This is a genomic window from uncultured Psychrobacter sp. (genome assembly GCF_947488565.1).
Taxonomy (GTDB): domain Bacteria; phylum Pseudomonadota; class Gammaproteobacteria; order Pseudomonadales; family Moraxellaceae; genus Psychrobacter; species Psychrobacter saeujeotis.
In genome coordinates, this window is the sequence record NZ_CANKZC010000001.1 from 318,070 (window position 1) to 338,659 (window position 20,590).

Below are 20,590 nucleotides of genomic sequence, written 5' to 3' on the forward strand. Positions count from 1 at the left end.
ATATTGAACTTAACATGCCCCAAACGCTATCAACATAGCAATAGCTAGCATTTATAAACACTTTGATAAATCTAGTAGTCCTAGAACTGGACACGGCCACCTTTGACTTCAGCTTGCTTGAAAGCTGCTCGCGCTTCGCAGCGTTTTAACCAATTTAATATATTGGCGTATTTTACTTTGTCGAGCCCACTCCCTGCATTGGTAGCGACGACCACAAGATGCATCTGAATGTCTGCAGCACTAAAAGCTTCACCTGCAAACCAATGATTGTGCTGTAGTTGCTGCTCCATCATATTTAGCATCGTTGTCAGGCTATCACTAATCATATTGTTTTCGACTTGCTTACGAATACTCTTGCTCACAGGCTTGATAAGCATTGGTGATTTTTCGACCACTTTGGTAAATACCAAACGCATGACCAACAGCGGCATGATTGATGCTTCAGCAAAGTGTAGCCAAAAAGTATAAGACTCCCATGCCTCTTCATTGTCATCAGTAGGTTTAAGATGTTGTTCTTTATCATAATGCTTGAGTAAATACTCAATGATAAATCCTGATTCGACCAGCGCACGCCCGTTCACCTCCAAGATAGGAGTATGACCAAGTGGATGAATTTTCTTTAAACTTTCAGGCGCACGGTAAGCTTTAGTACGCTCGTAACAAGTCAGCTGATAGTCAGCGTTTAGTTCTTCCAAAAGCCATATGATACGAAACGAGCGCGAGTTCTCTAAATGATGCAGATGTAACATGGATTCACCCTAATGATGGTTGGTAAGTTAAACAAAGCAACTTATTAATGCTATTGATGATAGCGCACTTAGCCATGCTTTAATACAGTCATATCATTCAAAAACAGTCAAAATTAATGACTGTATGATGCGTTTTATATCTCGTATTTTTGCGGTTTTATCTTGAATATAGCTGATCGATTTTATCCGATATCTTATTCATTTTGGATTGATACCGTCTAATTTTGCGAAACCGATGTGCAGCCAATACGCCTTTGATACGGCGATTCTTTAAACGGCGACGTGGTGGAAAACTGCCAACTTGTGGCTCATTGTAGCCATGTAGACGGTCCTCACGTTTGCGCGCCATATAACCCAATGCGCTATCAGCAATCATAATCAGTAGTGCGATAAAAATCATACTGTACATTAGTATAGAGCCACCATCATGTAAGTTACGATCTAAAATTGCGATTGAAAATATGAACAAGAATATTGGCTCAAGGTAGCACAAAGTCCCAAATAGTGAGACAGGCAACTTTTGACTCGCTACCATCGTTAGTGACATCGCAGCGGTGCTGATAATACCTAATAAAGGCAGTAGATACCAAAGTTTGTGATTGGTAATTGCTACTTCAAAACCGCCATTCATATATAGTGCAACCAGTACCACCGGTAACAACAATACAAGGTCTGAGATCAGACCAGTGATAGGCGGCACTGCTAGCTTGCGACGTAGTAAATAGTAAGGAGGATAACCCAAGCAAACAAATAAAGTCGCCCAAGATATTGCCCCGTATTGAAAAATATCATAAGCAATACCTGCGCCTGCAAAAAGTATCGCAGCCCATTGCAGCAAACTCATGTCTTCATTGTAAAAAAACCTACCAACAACGATCATAATCATCGGATATAGGAAATAACCCAACGTTACCTCAAGCCCCAAGCCATTGACTGGCGCCCACATAAATATCCAGATTTGCGCGCCTAAAATCGGTGTGGGTAGTATAAACAAAAACCACTCTTTTGCGTTTTTTAGTGTTTTTAGATAATCAAAAATGTGCTGCCATTGCTTTAGTACGCTTACTAGCAACACCAGACTAAAAAACATTGTCAGCACGCGCCACGAAGCGACCTGCGTACCTGATAATGGTTGTAGCAGTAGGCCAAATAAGAACAGTAATGAGTATAAAAAATTTGCAGCAACAGCAGTGATTGTACCCTGCGAAGTTTGGTTAATAGTCAGCATCACAACAGCCTTTAACGATTGGGGCACATCCATGGCAATTTTTAAAAAAAACAAAAGCCTCAGACGAGAACGTCTGAGGCTTTTGTATATAAGATCGTCGCGCAATCTAAGTTGAACGCTTTTGATGTGTTCGGCTTACATCATGGTCGGCATTATGTCAAAGTCAAACCATATAAGCAATATGTCTACTTAACTGGACCGTCAATTTACCTATTAATTTTTGGCAAACACTTATTTTACATCTAATCGCTCTATTTTTCGCTGCATTTTATCTATTTTGCTTTGATACTTTCTAATTCTACGAAAACGATGGGCTGTCAGCACACCGTTTATACGGCGATCTATCAGACGGCGACGCGGAGGGAAGCCGACCACTTGTGGCTCATTATAGCCATGGAGTCGGTTGTCGCGGCGACGCGTTACGTAACCCAAACTACTTTCTAAAATCATGAAAATCAACGCCAAAGTAATCATACCATACATAAATAAAGAGCCGCCTTCATGAAGACTTTGACCCAATATCGTAATAGAAAATACAAACAACAGCATAGGCTCAAGATAGCTGAGCGCGCCAAACAACGAAACAGGCAATTTACTACTAGCAACCATAGAGAGCGACATTGCTAGAGCACTAAACGCGCCAAGTAATGGTAACAGATACCAAAACTTACTGGTCTGCATCGCCATACTAAAGCCACCGCTAACATAAAGCATGATTAACACCACAGGCGCCAATAAAGTAAGATCAGACAATAAACCAGTCACTGGCGGTACCGCCAATTTACGTCGTAGCAGGTAATATGGTGGATAACCCAAACACGCAAACAAGGTGACCCATGATATCGAACCGTATTGAAATATATCATAACCAACCCCTATCGCTGCAGATAGTGCTGCTACCCATTGTAGGATACTCATATGTTCGTGATAAAAAAAGCGCCCAACTACTATCATGATAAGTGGCAATAAAAAATAGCCCAAAGTCACGTCAAGACCGTAGCCGTTGACAGGCCCCCACATAAACAGCCAAATCTGTCCGCCGAGTATTGGTGTTGGTAGTAGAAATAATAACCAATCTTTGGGCGTTTTTAGCGTTTTTAAATAATCAAAGACATGTTGCCACTGCTTGGTAAGACTAACCAATAATACTAGACTCAATAACATCATCAGCACGCGCCATGATGCGACCTGTGTACCTGACAAGGGCATCATAAATAACCCAAACAAGAACATGAACGCAAATAAAAAACTTGATGTTACCGATGCAACGGTTCCTTGAAAAGTTTGATTGGTAGTGAGCATAACAGTCGCCTTAAAAAATAGAACTTTATGGGCATAATTTATAAACAACTTAAAACATCAAAAAACGAAGAAACAAACAAAAGCCTCCAACAATAACGTCAGAGGCTTTTTTGTAGCAAAGTTACAAAGAACTAAACTAAAAAGCTATTCAACTAGACACTCATTCGTTCCGCTTATTCTTCATCGATAACGTCATTGCTATCGTTTGCTGTATCACCTAATGTATGATCATTTGCAATATCAATAGACTCGCTTATGTCAGCACTTGCAGCATTGTCAGTTGAGCCACTTGTGTTTACTTGCTCTTCTGACTCAAACGTTCCATCCTGTTTCATCGCATCAATCAGCTCATTGTCGCTCTCTTCGTTTTCAACACGTGCCATCGCCACCAGTTTTTCATCTTTAGACAACCGAATGAGTGTGACGCCTTGAGTATTACGACCTGCACTTGCAACATGTTCTACTGGTGTACGTACAAGCGTGCCTTTGTCTGAAATTAGGATAATATCATCTTCAGGCTCAACCTTGGTAGCACGTACTAAAGCGCCATTACGTTGACTGGTCTTGATAGCGATAACACCGCCGCCGCCACGGTTTTGAGTGTTAAATTCATCAATAAAGGTACGCTTACCAAAGCCGTTTTCACAGGCAATCAGGATTTCGCGTACGTCGTCTTCGATAACAACCAATGATTTGATAAACTCATCATCAGCGAGACGCATACCACGTACGCCCTTCGCCGTACGACCCATCGAGCGTGCATCGTTTTCATCAAAACGGATGGCTTTACCACTTGAAGCAAACAGCATGACATCTTGGCTACCATTGGTAATGCGCGCGCTGACCAATTTGTCACCATCTTCTAAAACCACAGCAATCAGACCATTAGAGCGAATGCTAGCAAATTGCTCTAGCTCTACCCGCTTCACTGTACCATTGGCTGTGGCAAAGAATACAAAATGACCCGTTACCTCGGACGTGGTCTGCGGTATTGGTAAAATAGTCGTCACCGTTTCGTCGCCATTTAGACCAATCAGATTGACCAATGGACGACCGCGAGAGCCGCGACTGGCAATAGGCACTTCAAAACCACGTAAACTAAAGACACGTCCAGTATCAGTAAAACACAGTACCGTTGCATGCGTTGAGGTCACGACTAAATGATCAATCACATCATCTTCTTTCATCGCGGTTGCAGACTTGCCTTTACCGCCACGTTTTTGCGCGACATAATCATCAATAGGCTGAGTCTTGGCGTAGCCTGTACGTGAGACAGTCATGACGACGGTTTGTTCAGGAATAAGATCTTCACGATTAAAATCAGTACGTGAGTCAATAATGTCGGTACGTCGCTCATCCCCAAAATTATCACGAATCTCAATCATCTCGTTGGAGATAATAGTCATCAGCTTATCAAAATCACCAAGAATAGATTCTAAATGAGCGATTTCACGCAATAAGTCTTGGTACTCTTCGGTCAACTTATCCTGTTCAAGGCCCGTCAAGCGGTGCAACTGCATGTCTAAGATGGCATTGACCTGCTCCAGTGACAAGCGGTAACGTTGTTCACCTGCGGTTGTGCCATCAATAAGACCAAACGGCGCCTTAGGATCTTCGCCTTCGATATATTCAGGACGGACTGATTGACTGCCAGCGGCTGTCAGCATCGCAACCACACTGCCTGAGCCCCAGGTGTTACTTAACAAGCTTTCACGTGCCAAGCCGCGATTGGCAGAGGCTTTAATAGTCGCAATGATTTCATCAATATTGGCCAACGCAACGGTCAAGCCCTCGAGCAAATGACCACGTACGCGCGCTTTATTTAGCTCATAAATAGTACGGCGAGTGACGACTTCTTGACGGTGACGCACAAAAGCGGCAATAAGCTGACGCAAAGTCAGTAATTTTGGCTGACCATTGTCAAGTGCCACCATATTGATACTAAAGCTAGACTCAAGCGGCGTTTGCAGAAATAGATTGTTGACGATAACTTCAGCCGTTTCACCGCGGCGTAAGTCGATGGCGATGCGCATGCCTTCTTTGTCAGACTCATCACGAATCTCAGTAATGCCTTCGATTTTTTTGTCACGCACCAGCTCAGCAATACGTTCAATGAGCTTGGCTTTATTGGCTTGATACGGCACTTCAGTGAAGACGATACGCTCGCGATCACGGTTGACACCTGTATCACTCATAGGCTCGATATGATAGCGACCCCGTATATGCAGACGACCTTTACCCGTACGATAGGCATCTAAAATACCCGCACGACCATAGATGATACCGCCCGTCGGGAAGTCAGGGCCTGAGATATGACTCATCAGCTCCTCGCCTGATACTTGCGGGTTTTCAGCATAAGCTAGGCAGGCATTAATCACCTCAGTTAGGTTGTGCGGCGCCATATTGGTCGCCATACCGACGGCGATACCTGTCGCGCCGTTGACCAGTAAGTTAGGAATACGTGCTGGCATGACACTTGGCATACGCTCAGAGCCGTCGTAGTTGTCCTCCCAATCGACCGTATCTTTGTCCAAATCAGCCAGCATTTGATGCGTCAGCTTGGTCATACGCACTTCGGTATAACGCATCGCTGCTGGTGGATCATCATCAATCGAGCCAAAGTTACCTTGACCGTCAACCATCGGATAACGCAAACTAAAGTCCTGCGCCATACGTACGATGGCATCATAGACCGCACTATCACCATGCGGGTGATATTTACCAATGACATCACCGACCACACGCGCAGATTTTTTATAGGGCTTGTTATAATCGTTTGATAGCACGTGCATGGCGTACATCACGCGGCGGTGTACAGGTTTGAACCCATCACGCACATCAGGCAGCGCACGCGAGACGATCACGCTCATCGCATAATCCAGATAGGACTGCTTTAGTTCATCTACGATGCCAATAGGACTGACCGATTCGCTCATATACACTCCTTCACTCACATTATTTTTCTAATATTTGACTCAGTTGGAGACGCTCATACTCATACAAAAATAAAGGCGCATAAAAGCGTCAATATTAATGAGAAACAGACTATAAAAAAGCACCATCAAGCGGGTAAAATAGTAGGAAAACGGTGATAGTTTTAAGGTTGAATAAAAGAAGCTATTTTAGCACAAATTTGCTGATTTAGGGACATTTCACGGTCATTAAAATCTAGTAAAAATGCTGATTGAGCGTGCGTAGTAGTATTTATTTTTTACCGATAAAACAAAAAAACTGCACCAGAGTAGATGCAGTTTTTAGGCGTTGTTATTATTATCTGTTCAACGCCTACGTACGAACAATTTTATTACGTGCGTCCTCTTATGATTGTCTAAAGTTCTGTTCAAAAAACTCACGCGCAGCTTGAGTACAAGAGGCACTGGTCAATCCGCCATGATAGCTGGCCAGTACCGCAGCACCTGCTGCTTGTGCTAGTAAATCTGGGTTGGTGACTCCTGCTGACTGCGCATCTGCAATAGCTTGATTTTGAACTGCCGTCAAAGTCGTGGCAAATCTATTTTGGATATTATCGATTGTATCTGTATTCATCCAAGCATTGCTCATAGCAGCACTACCGATCGATGTCACTGTGTTTTGATCTCGATCATCATCATTGGTTGCGTCCACATCTAATACAGTAATGTTTAGATTAGCAGCTGGACTCATGCTAGCTTGTTGCAATATAGCCGACATCGAACCCGTATTTAGGTCATAGTATACGGTTGGGTCTTGATTACCACCGCACAATAATGTTGGCATTTTAGGTATGTAGCCGCGTAGATCATTGGCTTTTAGGGCTTTGCGTAAGTTATCTTGTGGACTGTCTGCTGGAAGTACACCCGTTTTGGCTGTCAGACTATCAGGATTTTGCAGCGCATCGGCTACATAAGTGGTGCGAAAATCCGTTTTGATAAGATAGTTATCATCGGCAAACCCTAAGAACGCAAACGGGACAGTCGGTGGCGGTAACATATCAAGTGTAGGGTTGTTTTGGGGATTATCCTCAAACAATGCGTTATCTGGCAGCTTGTTAGACGCGACCAGCTCTCCAAAGCTTAACAAGCTTGGTAGCTGAGTGTTTGAATAGTTTGTCGTAAAGATATCGGTGCTATTTCGATAGATGTTTTTATACTTTTTTTGCAGGCCAGTTGCCAGTAGCGGTGCAAATCTTGTCGCGCCAATATTGACGTTGCCTGAAAATATATAATCGCCGAAAGCAGCTAATGCGTAAGGTCCTGATGATGGCGCTATTGCTGTTACAGATTTGCCTTGTTGCTCTAACAGCCTTGCTGCGGCCATGGCCACATAGCCACCTTGTGAATATCCGCTAATAAACAGTTCACCAGAGTCGTCGATAGTGGTGTACTTAGTATCACTGCTGCGCTGCTGCTTTTTGATTATCACACGCGCGCTATCTAAGGCATCAATCATATCAGTTGACTGTTGATCTGCCACTAGGTAAGGATGATAATCAAGCTCAGAATCATCATATCCAGCATAGTTGGGCGCGACCACAATATAACCTTGCGCCGCAAAATTTGCTGCTATAAGGGTTGCCTCTGCTCCTGCTGGATTTTGCGGATTACCTACTTGACTAAAATCATAGGCTTTGTCAGTAGTGGTGCCATGTGCATAGAGCAATACAGGTCGATCGCCTTGACAGTCGGCACTATCACCACTCGGTAACATCAATGCCGCTGTTGCATTCGTACGCTCGCCTGCTGCCCCTACTGTTGGATAGCTGACTTTTTCTACTTTGATGTCACACTTTGCTGCAGGTGTTGCAGTGTTCTCCAGACCAAAACCACCATCTATCTGGGCTTTATTAAATGCGTTAACAGCCTGAACGGATGTAATATACTCAGTGGTGATCGTGGTATCATCGTCTCCGCAACCGGCCATCAATAGTAAACTACTTGCTACGGCGACTGATAGCACACCTCGCACCATAGTTGGTTTGCATGATTTCGTTGGGATACTAATAGAGTTTGTTTGCTGAACATTTATAATATTAACTGGAGCGGTCTTGCTGTCTTTATTAAGATTGGATTCAAATTTAGACATAATTGCTATCCTTAGCAGTGATAAAGCGAAAATTGTCAGACGTCCTTGGCAGTTGACCAAAACCTACTTTATATAAAGATAACATAACTATTGTTATCTCTTATACCTTATTGTTTATACCGTAAACGGTGATGAAAAGCTACCGAAAACCATGTAATCTGCTGTCATATAATTATTCGTCAATTGCCCATAACTGATGCGTGCATACAGACTAAAATGTGTCGTTAATGGATAAAATTACGGTTGTGGTAGACAAAAAATTTCTACTCGTTACACTACCTCTTTATATTATAAGTCCTTGTTATAATCTTTCTTATCAATCCCTATAAAATAGGCATTTATTGTTATGGATATCATCCTTGTTATCGTCTGGATTTTGGCTATGATACTGTACAGCTTTTCTAGTGACTATGCTGTCAGCTTTCCAAGCCATCATTACCGCGCGCTACCTTTTGTGCGCTGGGGCTCATTACTGATTGCGATGGTATTATCTGGTTACTTAGCGCAAGCCTACCAAGACAATTTACAAAACAATGGTATTTGGGTATTTATCGTCGTGGTATTTGTCATTATCACTCTAGCAAAACTGGTATTTAAATGGGTAATTAATAGAAGACGATAAAGCCATTAACGATTGATATATCCATAAAATACCACCTTATACATCCATAAACAGCAGACTCAAAAGTAATGATAAACGATGACAATCCATTGACAGCACTAGACGATGAACGTACCGACCGCAGTTTTGATGCGATTGCCGATCATTTTGAAAAAAAGGTATATGGTGGTTTAAAGGGTGATATTCGTCTGGCTGTCTTACGCCGTGATATCTTTGGTTATGTCGAACAACTTAGCCATTTGCTCAAGCGACCATTGCATATTTTAGATGTGGGCGCCGGACTCGCCCAGATTGCAACAGAACTTGCTATTCAAGGCCATACAGTCGTCATCAATGACATATCTGCTAATATGATCGACAAAGCCAAAGCGAATGCAGAGCAGACGGGCAAAAATCTTGATATCACATGGTATGTCTGCCCTTATCAGGCGCTTGAAGCTAAACTAGGAACAGATAAACCAACGACAGACTCTACAGATAAGTTTGATGTCATACTGTGTCATGCATTACTTGAGTGGCTTGCAGACCCAAGAGCGGTGATGGACTTCTTCGATAAGCAGCTGGCGACTGATGGCGTCTTGTCATTGTGTTTTTACAATCCGGCAAGCTTTGATTATCGAAACTTGATCATGGGTAATTTTAATTTGCTTGATACCTTACTTGATAAAGCTGACTATCAAGCGGACAATAACAAAAGTTTGACGCCCAATTATCCTGTTGCCAAACAAGAGGTTGAGTCATGGTTACAACAACATGAGTATCAAATCGTATTAGAGAGTGGTCTGCGCGTATTTCATGACTATGCACCATTAAAGCGTGGCGGGCATACCGACCCTGACGCAGTCATTAGAATGGAGCTACGCTACTCGCAGCAAGAGCCCTATAAATGGCTTGGCCGTTATCTACATATAATGGCCACTCGCAAAACTTAATGTTAATAGCCGTTTTGTCATAGCCCTTTTATCGCCTTGAAAATATTGTTTCATTGGAATATTGATCAGTATCAATTACGCTCTTACTTCTTAATCTATAAATGACCTATCATATTCTGACCAAGTCGTGGCATTAATCTCTTTTTCATCGAATACAACCACATGCTCTAGCAAAGGCAAAATACCAATATGCGTTCCAATCTCATGATTGTGATGACTGGCGACTAAGGATAAAACCGTCTGTCCATCATCGAGTTGCAAACGATATAGATAGTTGGCACCGCGAAACACACGTCCAACGACTAATGCCGTCTGCGTACTGTCATCATCGTGAATGATATCATCAGGACGCACCAATACTTTGATCGGCGTGCCATTAGGATAGTCATACTCGCAATACTGCGGCTGCCCTAATTCATCGTAGACTTCCATACGCCGATAGATATCACCAAGCGCGGTCTCGACATGTCCCTCCTTAATGATGCCATCTATCATGGCTCCTTCACCAACAAACTCAGCAACGAACGGACTGATTGGCTCGTGGTATAGCTCACTTGGCGTGGCCCACTGTACCAGCTTACCTCTATGCATGACCCCTACTTTGTCTGCAATCGCAAAGGCTTCGTTTTGATCATGAGTCACCAGTATCGCTGTGGTGTTGGTACGTTTAAGAATATCACGTACATTCATCGCCAGTGATTCACGCAGTACTACATCAAGATTCGAAAATGGCTCATCAAGTAATAACAATTGGGGCTTTGGTGCTAAGGCGCGTGCTAAAGCAACTCGCTGCTGCTGACCGCCTGAAAGCTCACTTGGACGCTTGCTGGCATGCTCAGTTAACTCAACCAGGTTTAACATTTCAGTCACACGTGCTTTTTTGTCAGCGGTTGACCAACTGTTCAGACCAAAGGCGATGTTTTTTGCCACACTTAAGTGCCCAAATAATGCGTAGTCTTGAAACACCATGCCCATGCCGCGCTTAGCTGGTGCAACGGCAAAAGATGTGCGTGCTGTCTGCTCTGTTAGCCGCTGACCATTTAAGCTAATAGAGCCTTGGCGCGTAGGCTCTAACCCAGCGATAGCACGTAATGCTGTGGTTTTACCGCAGCCACTATAGCCTAAAAAGCAACCAATCTCACCTTGCTGCAGCGTTAAAGACATCTTATCAACGACAGTGGTATCATCATAACCGACGACTAAACCTCTAACACTAAGATAAGGCTTATCATGCATCTTTATCGATTCATGCTGCTTGGACTGCGGCATAATGACCGCACAGGTAGAGGCTTGCCTAATATTGGTAGGCATGACTTTTTTGCCAGGAGATTTCGGTTTGGATTGATCTGTTCGGTCTGCTGAGTCTTTGATCAGGTCGGTATGCATAGATGTTACCAATGAGCGCTAGAGATAAAATAAGTAATACGATAAAAGTAATAATAAGTGTTAATTGAATATAGCTATATACAGTACGCTACAATACATAGTACGTTAAATTAGAATGACGATATAGTAGATTCAAAAAGTATGATTACGTTAGCTATTTTTGTCACTTTGACGTAGCAATATCCATACCGGAATCAGTCCGACAAGTACGATGAGTAAGCTTGGTAAAGCAGCCCTTGCCCACATCCCCTCACTAGTCATCTCAAACACGCGTACTGCCAGCGTATCCCATCCTTGACGCCGTGTCATAAGTGTAATCGGCATCTCTTTCATGACTTCTACAAAACCCATTAATAGAGCAGTCAACATGCCTGGTTTGAGTATCGGCAATACCACCTGACGCCAACGCTGTAATGGACTATCACTGAGTAGCTTTGCAGCCGCCTCTTGATTGATCGTCAAACGCTGTAGCTGACGGTCGATGGGTTGGAAGCTGACCGTCATAAAGCGGGTTGAAAGCGCAAGTAGCATGACAATAACACTTCCTGATAGCACTTGCTTTGAGGTAATCCCGATGGCGATCAGTTGATTATCAACCCAAGCAATCGGAATAAAAACCCCTACAGCTAGTACTGTGCCTGGTACGACATAACCCAAATTGGCTAAAGTGATCATTAGCTTCGTTGTTTTGTCAGAATACTGCCGCTTAATCCACGCAATGATAATCGCAAGAAAAGCAATAAGTAGCGTCGTCATACTAGCAATCATCAAGCTATTAGTGACAAAATCAATATAACGTGCATCAAAATCTTGGCGAAAATTCGTCGCCGTCCAATAGAACAGTTGTAAAAATGGTATGAGAAAGGCGATTGAAAATACGAGCGTACACAGCAGCGTCATTGTAAGCTTTGCAGGGGTACTGGCCTCAAGGCGGCGATTGCTACCTTGGGTAACCGCATTGCCGCGCCTTGCTTGCCAATACTGCTCAAACAATACCACAATAAATACCACACCGATCAATAAAGCGGCCAATTGTGCTGCCGTAGTTAGACTAAAAAATCCAAACCATGCTTTATAAATAGCAGTGGTAAAGGTATCGACATTAAATACCGAGACGGCACCAAAATCTGCCAAAGTCTCCATAGTTGCTAACAACAACCCACCGATAATCCAAGGCAGCGCTTGCGGCAGAGCCAAGCGAAATAACACTCGACTACGGCTAAGCCCCAGCATCTGACCTGCTTCTATCGCACGCCGACCTTGAGATAAAAAAGCTTGTCTTGCCAGCAGATACACATAAGGATAAAACGCCAATGACAATATTAGCCCAGCACCCCAGACGTTACGTACTGAAGGTATCGCTGTACTGATACCCAAATCACGTAGTCCTGTCTGTAACGGTCCACTAAAATCAACTATTCCCACTGTCACAAATGCTAGCACATAAGCGGGCATAGCTAATGGCAACATCAGCGCCCACGAAAAAAACCGCTGTCCTGGAAAACGGTACATACTTGTTAACCACGCCAATGCCGTACCAATACTGCCAGCAATCACAGTCACCATAAGCAGTAAGATGACCGTATTTTTGAGGACTTGCGGTAGCACATAATCTGTCATATGCGACCAGATATCTGCAACTGGCTGCGTCCATGCAAAAAGCACAATTAAAATTGGGATGAGCATAAACGACGAAATCAGCCCTAAGACTGATTTTGAAATAATGCGCTTACCGGCTATACGCTCTTGACGAACAACACGAGTGTCGCTGGCAGGGCTATCTTTGACAGTACTGTCTTCACTAGCAGACGCTTTTGTCATTGTCATAATATAGATATTACCCTGTCAGACGCGTATAAACCAAACTATCCACTAAAAGATTATTTATAACCTGCTTTATCCATCATCTGGATAGCTTGTGTTTGTAGTTCGCCAAATTTTTGCACATTGATATCGTCTTGTTTAAACGTACCCCAAGATCTGAGCATGTCTGATTCATCAATACCTTCTTTTACTGGATACTCTTTGTCAGAGCTGGCATAAATACCTTGAGCTTCATCAGAGGACAACCACTCTATTAGTTTAAGCGCGCCATCTGGATTGTCTGAGTTGGTGGTCACACCAGCGCCAGAGATATTTACATGTGTGCCTGTTGTATCTTGATTTGCCCAAAATATCTCGACAGGGAAGTCAGGCTTTTCATCAAGTATACGGCCATAGTAATAACTGTTGGCAATACCAACTTCACATTGACCTGCAGCGATGGCTTCTAACATGCTGGTATCATCACTAAATACGTCAGTCGCTAGATTATCGACCCATCCACGAATAACCTCTTCTGTCTTTTCTTCGCCCAAATGCTCCATCATACTGGCGACAAGCGATTGGTTATAGACCTTTTTAGAGGTACGCAAGCACAGTTTACCTTTCCATTTTGGATCGGCCAAATCTGCATACGTCGATAACTCATCGGCACTGACTTTGTTTGGATCATAAAATATCGTGCGTGCACGTAATGACAGACCTGTCCACTGACCTTTTGGATCTCGGTATTTAGCAGGAACATTACTTTCAAGTACCGTAGAAGCGACTGGCTGCAATAATCCTTGCTGCGCTGCTTGCCATAAGTTTCCAGCATCGACCGTCAATAACATGTCGGCCGGTGTGTTCTGACCTTCAGCTTGTAAGCGTGCCATTAATGGACCTGTCTTGTCAGTAACCAGCTCAATTTTTACGCCTGTCTCTTCGGTATACTTGTCCAACAATGGCTTAATAAGCTGCTCATTACGTGACGAATAAATCGTCACCACTTGTTCATCACTCGAAGTCGCTACGGCATTATCATCGCTGGCTTCTTCAGTTGTCGGCGTTTGCGTCTCTGCGTCTTCAGCTGGAGTCGATGCGTTATTACAACCCACTAGACCCATCATCATGCCAAAGACAGCAACAGATAAGGTAGCCTTAACAGGGCGAGTTAGCGACAGACGTTCAGCAACCGCGTTCGATGACATGGTCTTCTCCATAATAGTGTAAAAGATAAATGAGATAGCTTAGATGATGAGCAATTAGGTAGGCGTTTATACTGCTAAAACAATGATAAAAACCAGAAACAATATACTAATAGAAATGAGATTAATTATCAATACATTTATTTCGACTGACTTTGCCGCCGAAAGCACAGTTTATAGAGAGGTTTTAGAGAGCTTCACTCTATCTACTTTATATTAGCCATTGACCCAAAATCACGTTTACAGCAGCTTCTGTGCGTAAGATTCGTGGCCCAATATTTACCGTTTTGCATCCCTGCTTGCATAGCAGTTCAATCTCATAATCGACCCAGCCTCCTTCAGCTCCAATGCAAACCACATCTGGCCGCTGAGCTCTTGCAGAAGATATAGACTGTGCAGACTGTTGCAGATATTGCGAAAAGGACAGATCGCTATAAGGGTGAGCGACTATAGCGTCATGAGTAATCAGACTGGGCAGCTGATCCTCGACGAACGGTTTAAAGCGTTTTTGTAAAGAAATGCGCGGCGCTATCGTATCGACCCCTTGCTGCAGACCTTCCAATACAAATTCATCAAGCCGCCTCAGTAGCGGACTTTGCCAATAGCTCTTTTGGGTACGGTAACTATTGATCAGAATAATATGACAAACACCCAATGCAGTCATGTCCATGATTAAGCGCCGTAGTACTTTAGGCCGTGGCAATGCCAAAATCAGAGTAACTTCTAATTTGGCTGGTGGCGGAATATCAAGCTGTACCTCACGTAGCTGTATGTTACTAGGTGACATAGCATCGATCACTGCTGTACCAAGATTGCCTCCAAGCTGACCGATTTTGAGCGTCGCACCAACTGGTAGCTTCAATACCTGATTGATGTGTTCGATTTGTACAGGCGAGTTAATCTGTGCATAAGGCAGTGTAATATCAGATGCAGGCAACAAAATACAATTCATAGAGCAGATCGCTTAATAAAAATAAGAGTGAACGACGATTAGAGATACTGCTGGTCGGTCTGAGGATACACGCTAGAAAACTTTTCAATCGTCTCCTCTATCATCGCTAGTTGACGAGGTAATACTGCCTGCTCCTGAATGGTCATTTGCTTGCCTGCTTGTCCCGCTTGTCTGGCAGTCTCTAAATGACGCAGCCAAAACTGTAGCTGTTGATATATCATCTCATCATCGCTTGTAGAGTCGTTTATTAGATGCTCGTCACTGCCAATTGCTTGATAAAAATGGTTGGTTGGTTGATATAAAGCACCAGCACTTGCCAGCTTATCTACGACGCTTTGACATGATTGAGTATACTGTCCCATAAGTACTGGCGTGCCCACACTCATAGGCTCCACAGGATTATGGCCGCCGATATCAACGATAGAACCACCAACAAGCGCTACATCTGCTTGTGCATACCATCGCATCAGCTCACCCATACTATCAGCCAGATAAACCTGCGTTTTCGTAGTGATGTCTTCGTCTTGACTGCGCCTTGCCATTTGCAAACCTGTTTCGCTAATGAGCGTAGCCACCTCATCAAAGCGTTCAGGATGTCTGGGTACGATGATAAGTAGGGCCGTAGACAGCTCCGCTATATCCAATAGTTGCTGGTGCAGCGCTAATGCCATACTTTCTTCACCGCTATGAGTGCTCGCTGCTATCCAAACTGGACGGTCTACAAACTGCGAATCAGACAGATTCGACAACTCATTAATAGCGCCATCTTCTTTGACTTTATTAGTTGCTAGTTTGGAATCAGTGACGTTTTTGGAATTGGTAGTTTTAGGCGTATTGATGACCCATTTAAGTGAGCCTGCAACGCGTATCTGCGCACTATCTGCTCCCAACTGCCGGAAGCGTTTAGCAGAGTCGCTATCTTGCGCGATGATTAAACTGAGGTTTTGCATCATGCTAGCACTTACGGCGCTTATCTTTTGATAGCGGGTAAAAGATGCCGCTGATAGTCGTCCATTTACCAGAATACTAGGAATGTCTTTTTGCGATAAAGTGGCTAAGATGTTTGCCCACAATTCAGTTTCGACAAACAACGCAGCGACGGGCTGTACATGCGCCAAAAATGTCTCGATAACGGCGGGCGTATCTACTGGCACATAACTCTGACTCATCCGACCTTGAGCAATCTCCTCAGCGAAACGACTGGCACCGCGCGCATGACCCGTCTGTGTGGTATTGGTCAACCATATATCATAGCCTTGCGCCAATAGAGCGTCGAGCAAGGGCGCGACTGTATTGGTCTCCCCTAGCGAGACGGCATGACACCAAATTATTTTATTATCGCTTGTGTCGCTCGATACCGGACACGGTGGATATTGTTTGCCAAAGCGCTGCGCAACTTCTTGTTGATAGTTGTCACGACTGCGCGAACGACGCCAAACCTGCATGCGATACAACGGCTTTAGTAGCGTGATAGCAAGCTGATAATACCAAGGTGGCATGCGAGTCGCGCGTTTGATTGGCGCAGTACTACTTAACGCACAGTTATCTAGCGAATGATTATCCAGCGTATCGTCATCAAAATCTTTTTGAGCCGCTAATGGCTCAGATTCAGTAGACGGTGGTACAGAAGGTGATGGCATGGAAAAGCCCAGTTTTGTGATAAATAAAATGACAAATTAGACAGTCAACCGTTGATAAATTCTACCGTAAATCAGAAAAAAGCCATACAACTTAGTGACTATGTGCGAAGAAAATGTGCACAGAAAATCGTATGGCCTACTAATTACTGTCTTATGACATCGTTAAATAGCCAGTCTAAAACCTTACAACGCGATAAGAGAGTGTTTGATTATTATACAAATACAATAAGTAATACTGCACCCAGCACCACTACTCCTAGCAATATTTGATAACGCTTAATACTATGCTGCTCTTGTTTTTTCGATGTGATTAATGTTTGAGCTTGTTGCCACTTAGCCACCAGATCTGCTGCTTCTGTATGGCCATTTTTAGCCGCTTCCTCCAACCAATACTGACCGCTAATCACCTCTTGCGGCACGCCGATACCTTGATAGTACATTTTACTAAGTAAGCGCTGAGCGCGGATATCTTTCTTGTTTGCCGCTTGTTTGACCCAGTCTGTCCCTACTACTTTACTGGCTTCTGCATCCGCTATTTGTCCTTCACCTAGTAACTCGTACATAGCCAAGCGTAACATCGCAGTGGTATTACCAGATTCGGCAGAATTTTGCAGACGTATTAATGCTTGCTGCCGTGCAGCCTGATGCTGCTCTAAAAACGTTACTTGGTCACGCGGCTTATTTTGCCGCGCAATATGGTGCTCGAATTGATCCAGTATTTTGCACGCTTGCAGATAGTCATCATGGCCAGTAGCTTGTGGCACCTTAATCTCATCTAACTCTATAAGCAATTGAGTAAATATTTCTGGCGTTATAGAGACCTTTAAGGGGCTAACAGTTTGCAGTTGAGTAGTAATTGCACTGATATTAGTAGGCATTTCAGATATTTTAGGTTTGACACTCGCTGCTACATCGACTATTGAAGGCTCAGCTTGCTGTGCTACGGCTAGCTTGGTAACAGGAATTTCTCTGTGTTTGGTCGCTTGGATTGGTAGCCGTTGGTTTTGAAAATTTTCATTATTGATTAATCTTGGATGAATATCTACTGATTCAGAATAATGCTCTACACTTGGTTCAGCTGTAACACTCTCATCAATACCATTATTTTTTGGTAGTCGCGCACTTACTGCTTGATACAATCCGCTAGCAACTTGCCCACCTTGCACTGCCTGAAACTGTCGATCAATATGCCCAAATAGTCGCAAGCCTATGGGTTCTAACGCAAAAAATATACCTGCGCTATCGTTAGAGTTATCACTATATACCACAGCCATGGATTGATAAAAATCCTCTGCAATCAACGGTAGCGTATCAAAATGCTTTTTTAGTTCAAACTGTCCATACCAATGTGGCTCGCTTTGCCACTGGTGCGCCAGCACTCGCCCTGCATAAAATGCCAAAAACAGTAATAAGTTGCGATAACGCTCATCAATCAGCAGTGCATTCTCATCTAAACCCTCAGATTGATCTTTTGCCTTTGTCATATCGCGGCGTATCTGCAAAATTAGCGTGTCTACTCGCTGTAAGCTGGCAAGCGATTCATCTAACTGACACTCATGCAGCTGCTTTTCATAAGCGATACCCCCTGCGATAGGACGATCTGCTATAAAATCTTGCCAGTAGCCTTCCGCCATATAATCAAGTGACGTTTTAGGGATCTTAGCTAAAGTAGCGTTTGGCGTAGCAAGCATGGAGTGGGCATATCCTCTGAATAAAAATCACAAATAGCATTACTAGATTAGGCATCGGTCATACAAATCAGTTATACAAAGATGGTAACGACTACAATAAAGGACTAAACAGACGCACTACGTTATCGAACAATCGTTCAGAATCGCGACGCTGCTGCCACTCTGTTAAACTCAAAAACCGGCAGCTTTGCAAATAAGCATCTTGGCAGTCAGCGACTTGAGCAACCATTTCAGGTGTATATATCGCCAAACTGACTTCCATATTTAAATAGAAGCTACGCATATCGATGTTCACTGTACCAAACAGGCAATAATCATCATCAATAACTACCGTTTTAGCATGTAATAGTCCACCTTGGAACAATGCAATCTTTACGCCAGCTTCAAGCAGTTCTTGATAATACGCTTGTGACGCATGCTGCACCAAAAACGAATCTACCTTTTCTGGAATAATTAAAGTCACATCGACACCGCGCTTTGCTGCTGTCTCCAGCGCTCCTGATAGTGCTTCATCTGGTACAAAGTAAGGCGTCGTAATTTGAATACGCTTATTGGCGCGGTGAATAATAGTCACTAAAGTATTATAAATGACATGAGCGGTCACCTGCGGCGCTGAAGGAATGAGCTGTGCAACGACATCATCAACCACAGGCATTTGCGGTATCGCAATCGACTTTGAGCCTGGTACGGTAGGTATATAATTATCCACATCATCAACGAGCACCTGAATGCGGCTGTTAATATCATTGATGGTTGGATTCAACACATACAACTTACGAGTATAGCTATTTACCCGCTTATCTAACGCATCTAGATTGTCGTTGTTTTCAGCACCGATATCAGTAATGACAACTTTAGCCATGGCCGTAGCTATGCTAATTGGCTGCTGACCAACGCTGCGCATCATCACATCAACCCACTGCCCAACACCTTTGTCTTGTTTAAAAAACTTGGGATCCACCAAATTAAAACTACCGGTATAACCGATATACTCGTCGATCACCACAATCTTACGATGATTGCGCAAATCAGAGCGCTTAAACAAGGTTTTAAACAATCCTACCGGTAGTGACTGGTGTACGAACACGCCTGCTCGCTCTAACGCTTGATGCTCAGAGCTATTAAAAAAGCTAAAGCTGCCGACACTGTCGATTAGTATATGACACTCTACCCCGCGTTTGGCGGCAGCAGCTAGAGACTCTAACACCTCTAAGACTTGGCCTTTAGGATAGATAATATAAAACTCTATAAGAATGGTGCGCTTAGCATTATCGATATCACTAATCAGATGATTAAAAAACGCTCTAGATGAAGTTAGCAGTTGCATCCTATGTCCAGCGTACACGCCAAACCCTGTCCAGCGTGTACCGATACGACTCACGCCCCGATAGTTAATCGGCAACAAATCTTGTCCTTGATCAAATACCATCCGCTCACGTGCTGCTATGTCGTTCATTAGCAAGCTTGCTTGATCCACACGCTGCCGATAACGACGACCAATCATCGGTTCGCCGACTAGAATATAAGCTATAAACCCAAACACTGGCAGGGTGTATAGAACCGCTATCCAAGCAATCGCCACTCCAATATTGCGCTGTACCGAGACCACACGCAAAGTCATGATCACCATTAATATGATGTGTAATAGCAGTCCTAACCCTGCAAAGCTACCCCAAGACCACGATGCAAGGTGCTGCTCAGTCGCTAAAGATTCTATAACTGCCTCCCTCACCCTACGCAGAACAAAATATGGATAGAAAAAATTGATAATTGATATCTACGGTTTGGTAGTATAGTAGTTTTTTATTATCAAACAATAGATAAAGGCAACAAGCCGTATTTAACGAATGCAGCTTATCAAATCATCTCACTCTCGTATTATAATAGCACCCTTGCTTAATACATATTTATTCAAGGTATTTTAATCATTCATTACTATAAGCTGCTGCTACCAGAGCTCATGATTACAATCTATTTTGGATTATTTGAAATTTTTATAAAATACTATTTGACAGGCAG

General features: G+C 43.4%; 14 protein-coding genes. 2 read left to right on the forward strand and 12 right to left on the reverse strand.

What is annotated here, in order from left to right; all coding sequences use genetic code 11:
- Positions 1-80: 80 nt before the first annotated feature.
- The 5 genes from Q0890_RS01190 to Q0890_RS01210 form a co-directional block, all read right to left on the reverse strand.
- A complete protein-coding gene (locus Q0890_RS01190; protein ID WP_299216445.1) occupies positions 81-749 on the reverse strand; it encodes a glutathione S-transferase in 669 nt (222 codons plus the stop codon).
- 157 nt (positions 750-906) lie between these two features.
- Positions 907-1,977, reverse strand: a complete 1,071-nt coding sequence (gene rarD / locus Q0890_RS01195; RefSeq protein WP_299216448.1) for an EamA family transporter RarD — start codon at positions 1,975-1,977, stop codon at positions 907-909.
- A 231-nt stretch (positions 1,978-2,208) separates the two neighbouring features.
- A complete protein-coding gene (gene rarD, locus Q0890_RS01200; RefSeq protein WP_299216451.1) occupies positions 2,209-3,279 on the reverse strand; it encodes an EamA family transporter RarD in 1,071 nt (356 codons plus the stop codon).
- 173 nt (positions 3,280-3,452) lie between these two features.
- A complete protein-coding gene (gyrA, locus tag Q0890_RS01205; RefSeq protein ID WP_299216454.1) occupies positions 3,453-6,215 on the reverse strand; it encodes a DNA gyrase subunit A in 2,763 nt (920 codons plus the stop codon).
- A gap of 382 nt (positions 6,216-6,597) precedes the next feature.
- A complete protein-coding gene (locus Q0890_RS01210; protein ID WP_299216457.1) occupies positions 6,598-8,340 on the reverse strand; it encodes a S9 family peptidase in 1,743 nt (580 codons plus the stop codon).
- Positions 8,341-8,686: 346 nt separating this feature from the next.
- Here Q0890_RS01210 and Q0890_RS01215 point away from each other — a divergent pair, with 346 nt between their 5' ends.
- Complete coding sequence (locus Q0890_RS01215) at positions 8,687-8,962, forward strand: hypothetical protein (RefSeq protein ID WP_299216460.1); 276 nt, start codon at positions 8,687-8,689, stop codon at positions 8,960-8,962.
- Positions 8,963-9,030: 68 nt separating this feature from the next.
- Positions 9,031-9,894 carry a methyltransferase domain-containing protein gene (locus Q0890_RS01220; RefSeq protein ID WP_299216463.1) on the forward strand — a complete coding sequence of 288 codons (864 nt, stop codon included), beginning with the start codon at positions 9,031-9,033 and terminating at the stop codon, positions 9,892-9,894.
- A gap of 90 nt (positions 9,895-9,984) precedes the next feature.
- Here the strand turns inward: Q0890_RS01220 and Q0890_RS01225 are convergent, their stop codons facing one another.
- The 7 genes from Q0890_RS01225 to Q0890_RS01255 all read right to left on the reverse strand — a co-directional run bounded on the left by Q0890_RS01225 (position 9,985) and on the right by Q0890_RS01255 (position 20,303).
- The gene (locus Q0890_RS01225) at positions 9,985-11,280 is read right to left on the reverse strand and encodes an ABC transporter ATP-binding protein (protein ID WP_299216466.1); all 1,296 of its coding nucleotides are present in this window, start codon (positions 11,278-11,280) and stop codon (positions 9,985-9,987) included.
- A gap of 150 nt (positions 11,281-11,430) precedes the next feature.
- The gene (locus Q0890_RS01230; protein ID WP_299217975.1) at positions 11,431-13,101 is read right to left on the reverse strand and encodes an iron ABC transporter permease; all 1,671 of its coding nucleotides are present in this window, start codon (positions 13,099-13,101) and stop codon (positions 11,431-11,433) included.
- A gap of 59 nt (positions 13,102-13,160) precedes the next feature.
- Positions 13,161-14,291: a Fe(3+) ABC transporter substrate-binding protein gene (locus Q0890_RS01235; protein ID WP_299216468.1), complete on the reverse strand. Its 1,131-nt coding sequence runs from the start codon at positions 14,289-14,291 to the stop codon at positions 13,161-13,163.
- A 208-nt stretch (positions 14,292-14,499) separates the two neighbouring features.
- The gene (locus tag Q0890_RS01240) at positions 14,500-15,240 is read right to left on the reverse strand and encodes a 16S rRNA (uracil(1498)-N(3))-methyltransferase (RefSeq protein WP_299216470.1); all 741 of its coding nucleotides are present in this window, start codon (positions 15,238-15,240) and stop codon (positions 14,500-14,502) included.
- Positions 15,241-15,278: 38 nt separating this feature from the next.
- Positions 15,279-16,880 (reverse strand): 3-deoxy-D-manno-octulosonic acid transferase, encoded by a 1,602-nt coding sequence (locus Q0890_RS01245; RefSeq protein WP_299216472.1) that lies wholly within the window; start codon positions 16,878-16,880, stop codon positions 15,279-15,281.
- A 212-nt stretch (positions 16,881-17,092) separates the two neighbouring features.
- A complete protein-coding gene (locus tag Q0890_RS01250; protein ID WP_299216474.1) occupies positions 17,093-18,571 on the reverse strand; it encodes a sel1 repeat family protein in 1,479 nt (492 codons plus the stop codon).
- A gap of 91 nt (positions 18,572-18,662) precedes the next feature.
- Positions 18,663-20,303 carry a cardiolipin synthase gene (locus Q0890_RS01255; RefSeq protein WP_299216477.1) on the reverse strand — a complete coding sequence of 547 codons (1,641 nt, stop codon included), beginning with the start codon at positions 20,301-20,303 and terminating at the stop codon, positions 18,663-18,665.
- Positions 20,304-20,590: the final 287 nt, after the last annotated feature.

Bases quoted from the DNA above. Each gene is read 5' to 3' on its own strand.
- Q0890_RS01225 (WP_299216466.1), bottom strand. From the start codon at position 11,280: ATGCATACCGACCTGATCAAAGACTCAGCAGACCGAACAGATCAATCC.
- Q0890_RS01210 (WP_299216457.1), bottom strand. From the start codon at position 8,340: ATGTCTAAATTTGAATCCAATCTTAATAAAGACAGCAAGACCGCTCCA.
- Q0890_RS01220 (WP_299216463.1), top strand. From the start codon at position 9,031: ATGATAAACGATGACAATCCATTGACAGCACTAGACGATGAACGTACC.
- Q0890_RS01250 (WP_299216474.1), bottom strand. From the start codon at position 18,571: ATGCTTGCTACGCCAAACGCTACTTTAGCTAAGATCCCTAAAACGTCA.
- rarD (WP_299216448.1), bottom strand. From the start codon at position 1,977: ATGCTGACTATTAACCAAACTTCGCAGGGTACAATCACTGCTGTTGCT.
- Q0890_RS01235 (WP_299216468.1), bottom strand. From the start codon at position 14,291: ATGTCATCGAACGCGGTTGCTGAACGTCTGTCGCTAACTCGCCCTGTT.
- gyrA (WP_299216454.1), bottom strand. From the start codon at position 6,215: ATGAGCGAATCGGTCAGTCCTATTGGCATCGTAGATGAACTAAAGCAG.
- Q0890_RS01240 (WP_299216470.1), bottom strand. From the start codon at position 15,240: ATGAATTGTATTTTGTTGCCTGCATCTGATATTACACTGCCTTATGCA.
- Q0890_RS01215 (WP_299216460.1), top strand. From the start codon at position 8,687: ATGGATATCATCCTTGTTATCGTCTGGATTTTGGCTATGATACTGTAC.
- rarD (WP_299216451.1), bottom strand. From the start codon at position 3,279: ATGCTCACTACCAATCAAACTTTTCAAGGAACCGTTGCATCGGTAACA.
- Q0890_RS01190 (WP_299216445.1), bottom strand. From the start codon at position 749: ATGTTACATCTGCATCATTTAGAGAACTCGCGCTCGTTTCGTATCATA.
- Q0890_RS01230 (WP_299217975.1), bottom strand. From the start codon at position 13,101: ATGACAAAAGCGTCTGCTAGTGAAGACAGTACTGTCAAAGATAGCCCT.
- Q0890_RS01245 (WP_299216472.1), bottom strand. From the start codon at position 16,880: ATGCCATCACCTTCTGTACCACCGTCTACTGAATCTGAGCCATTAGCG.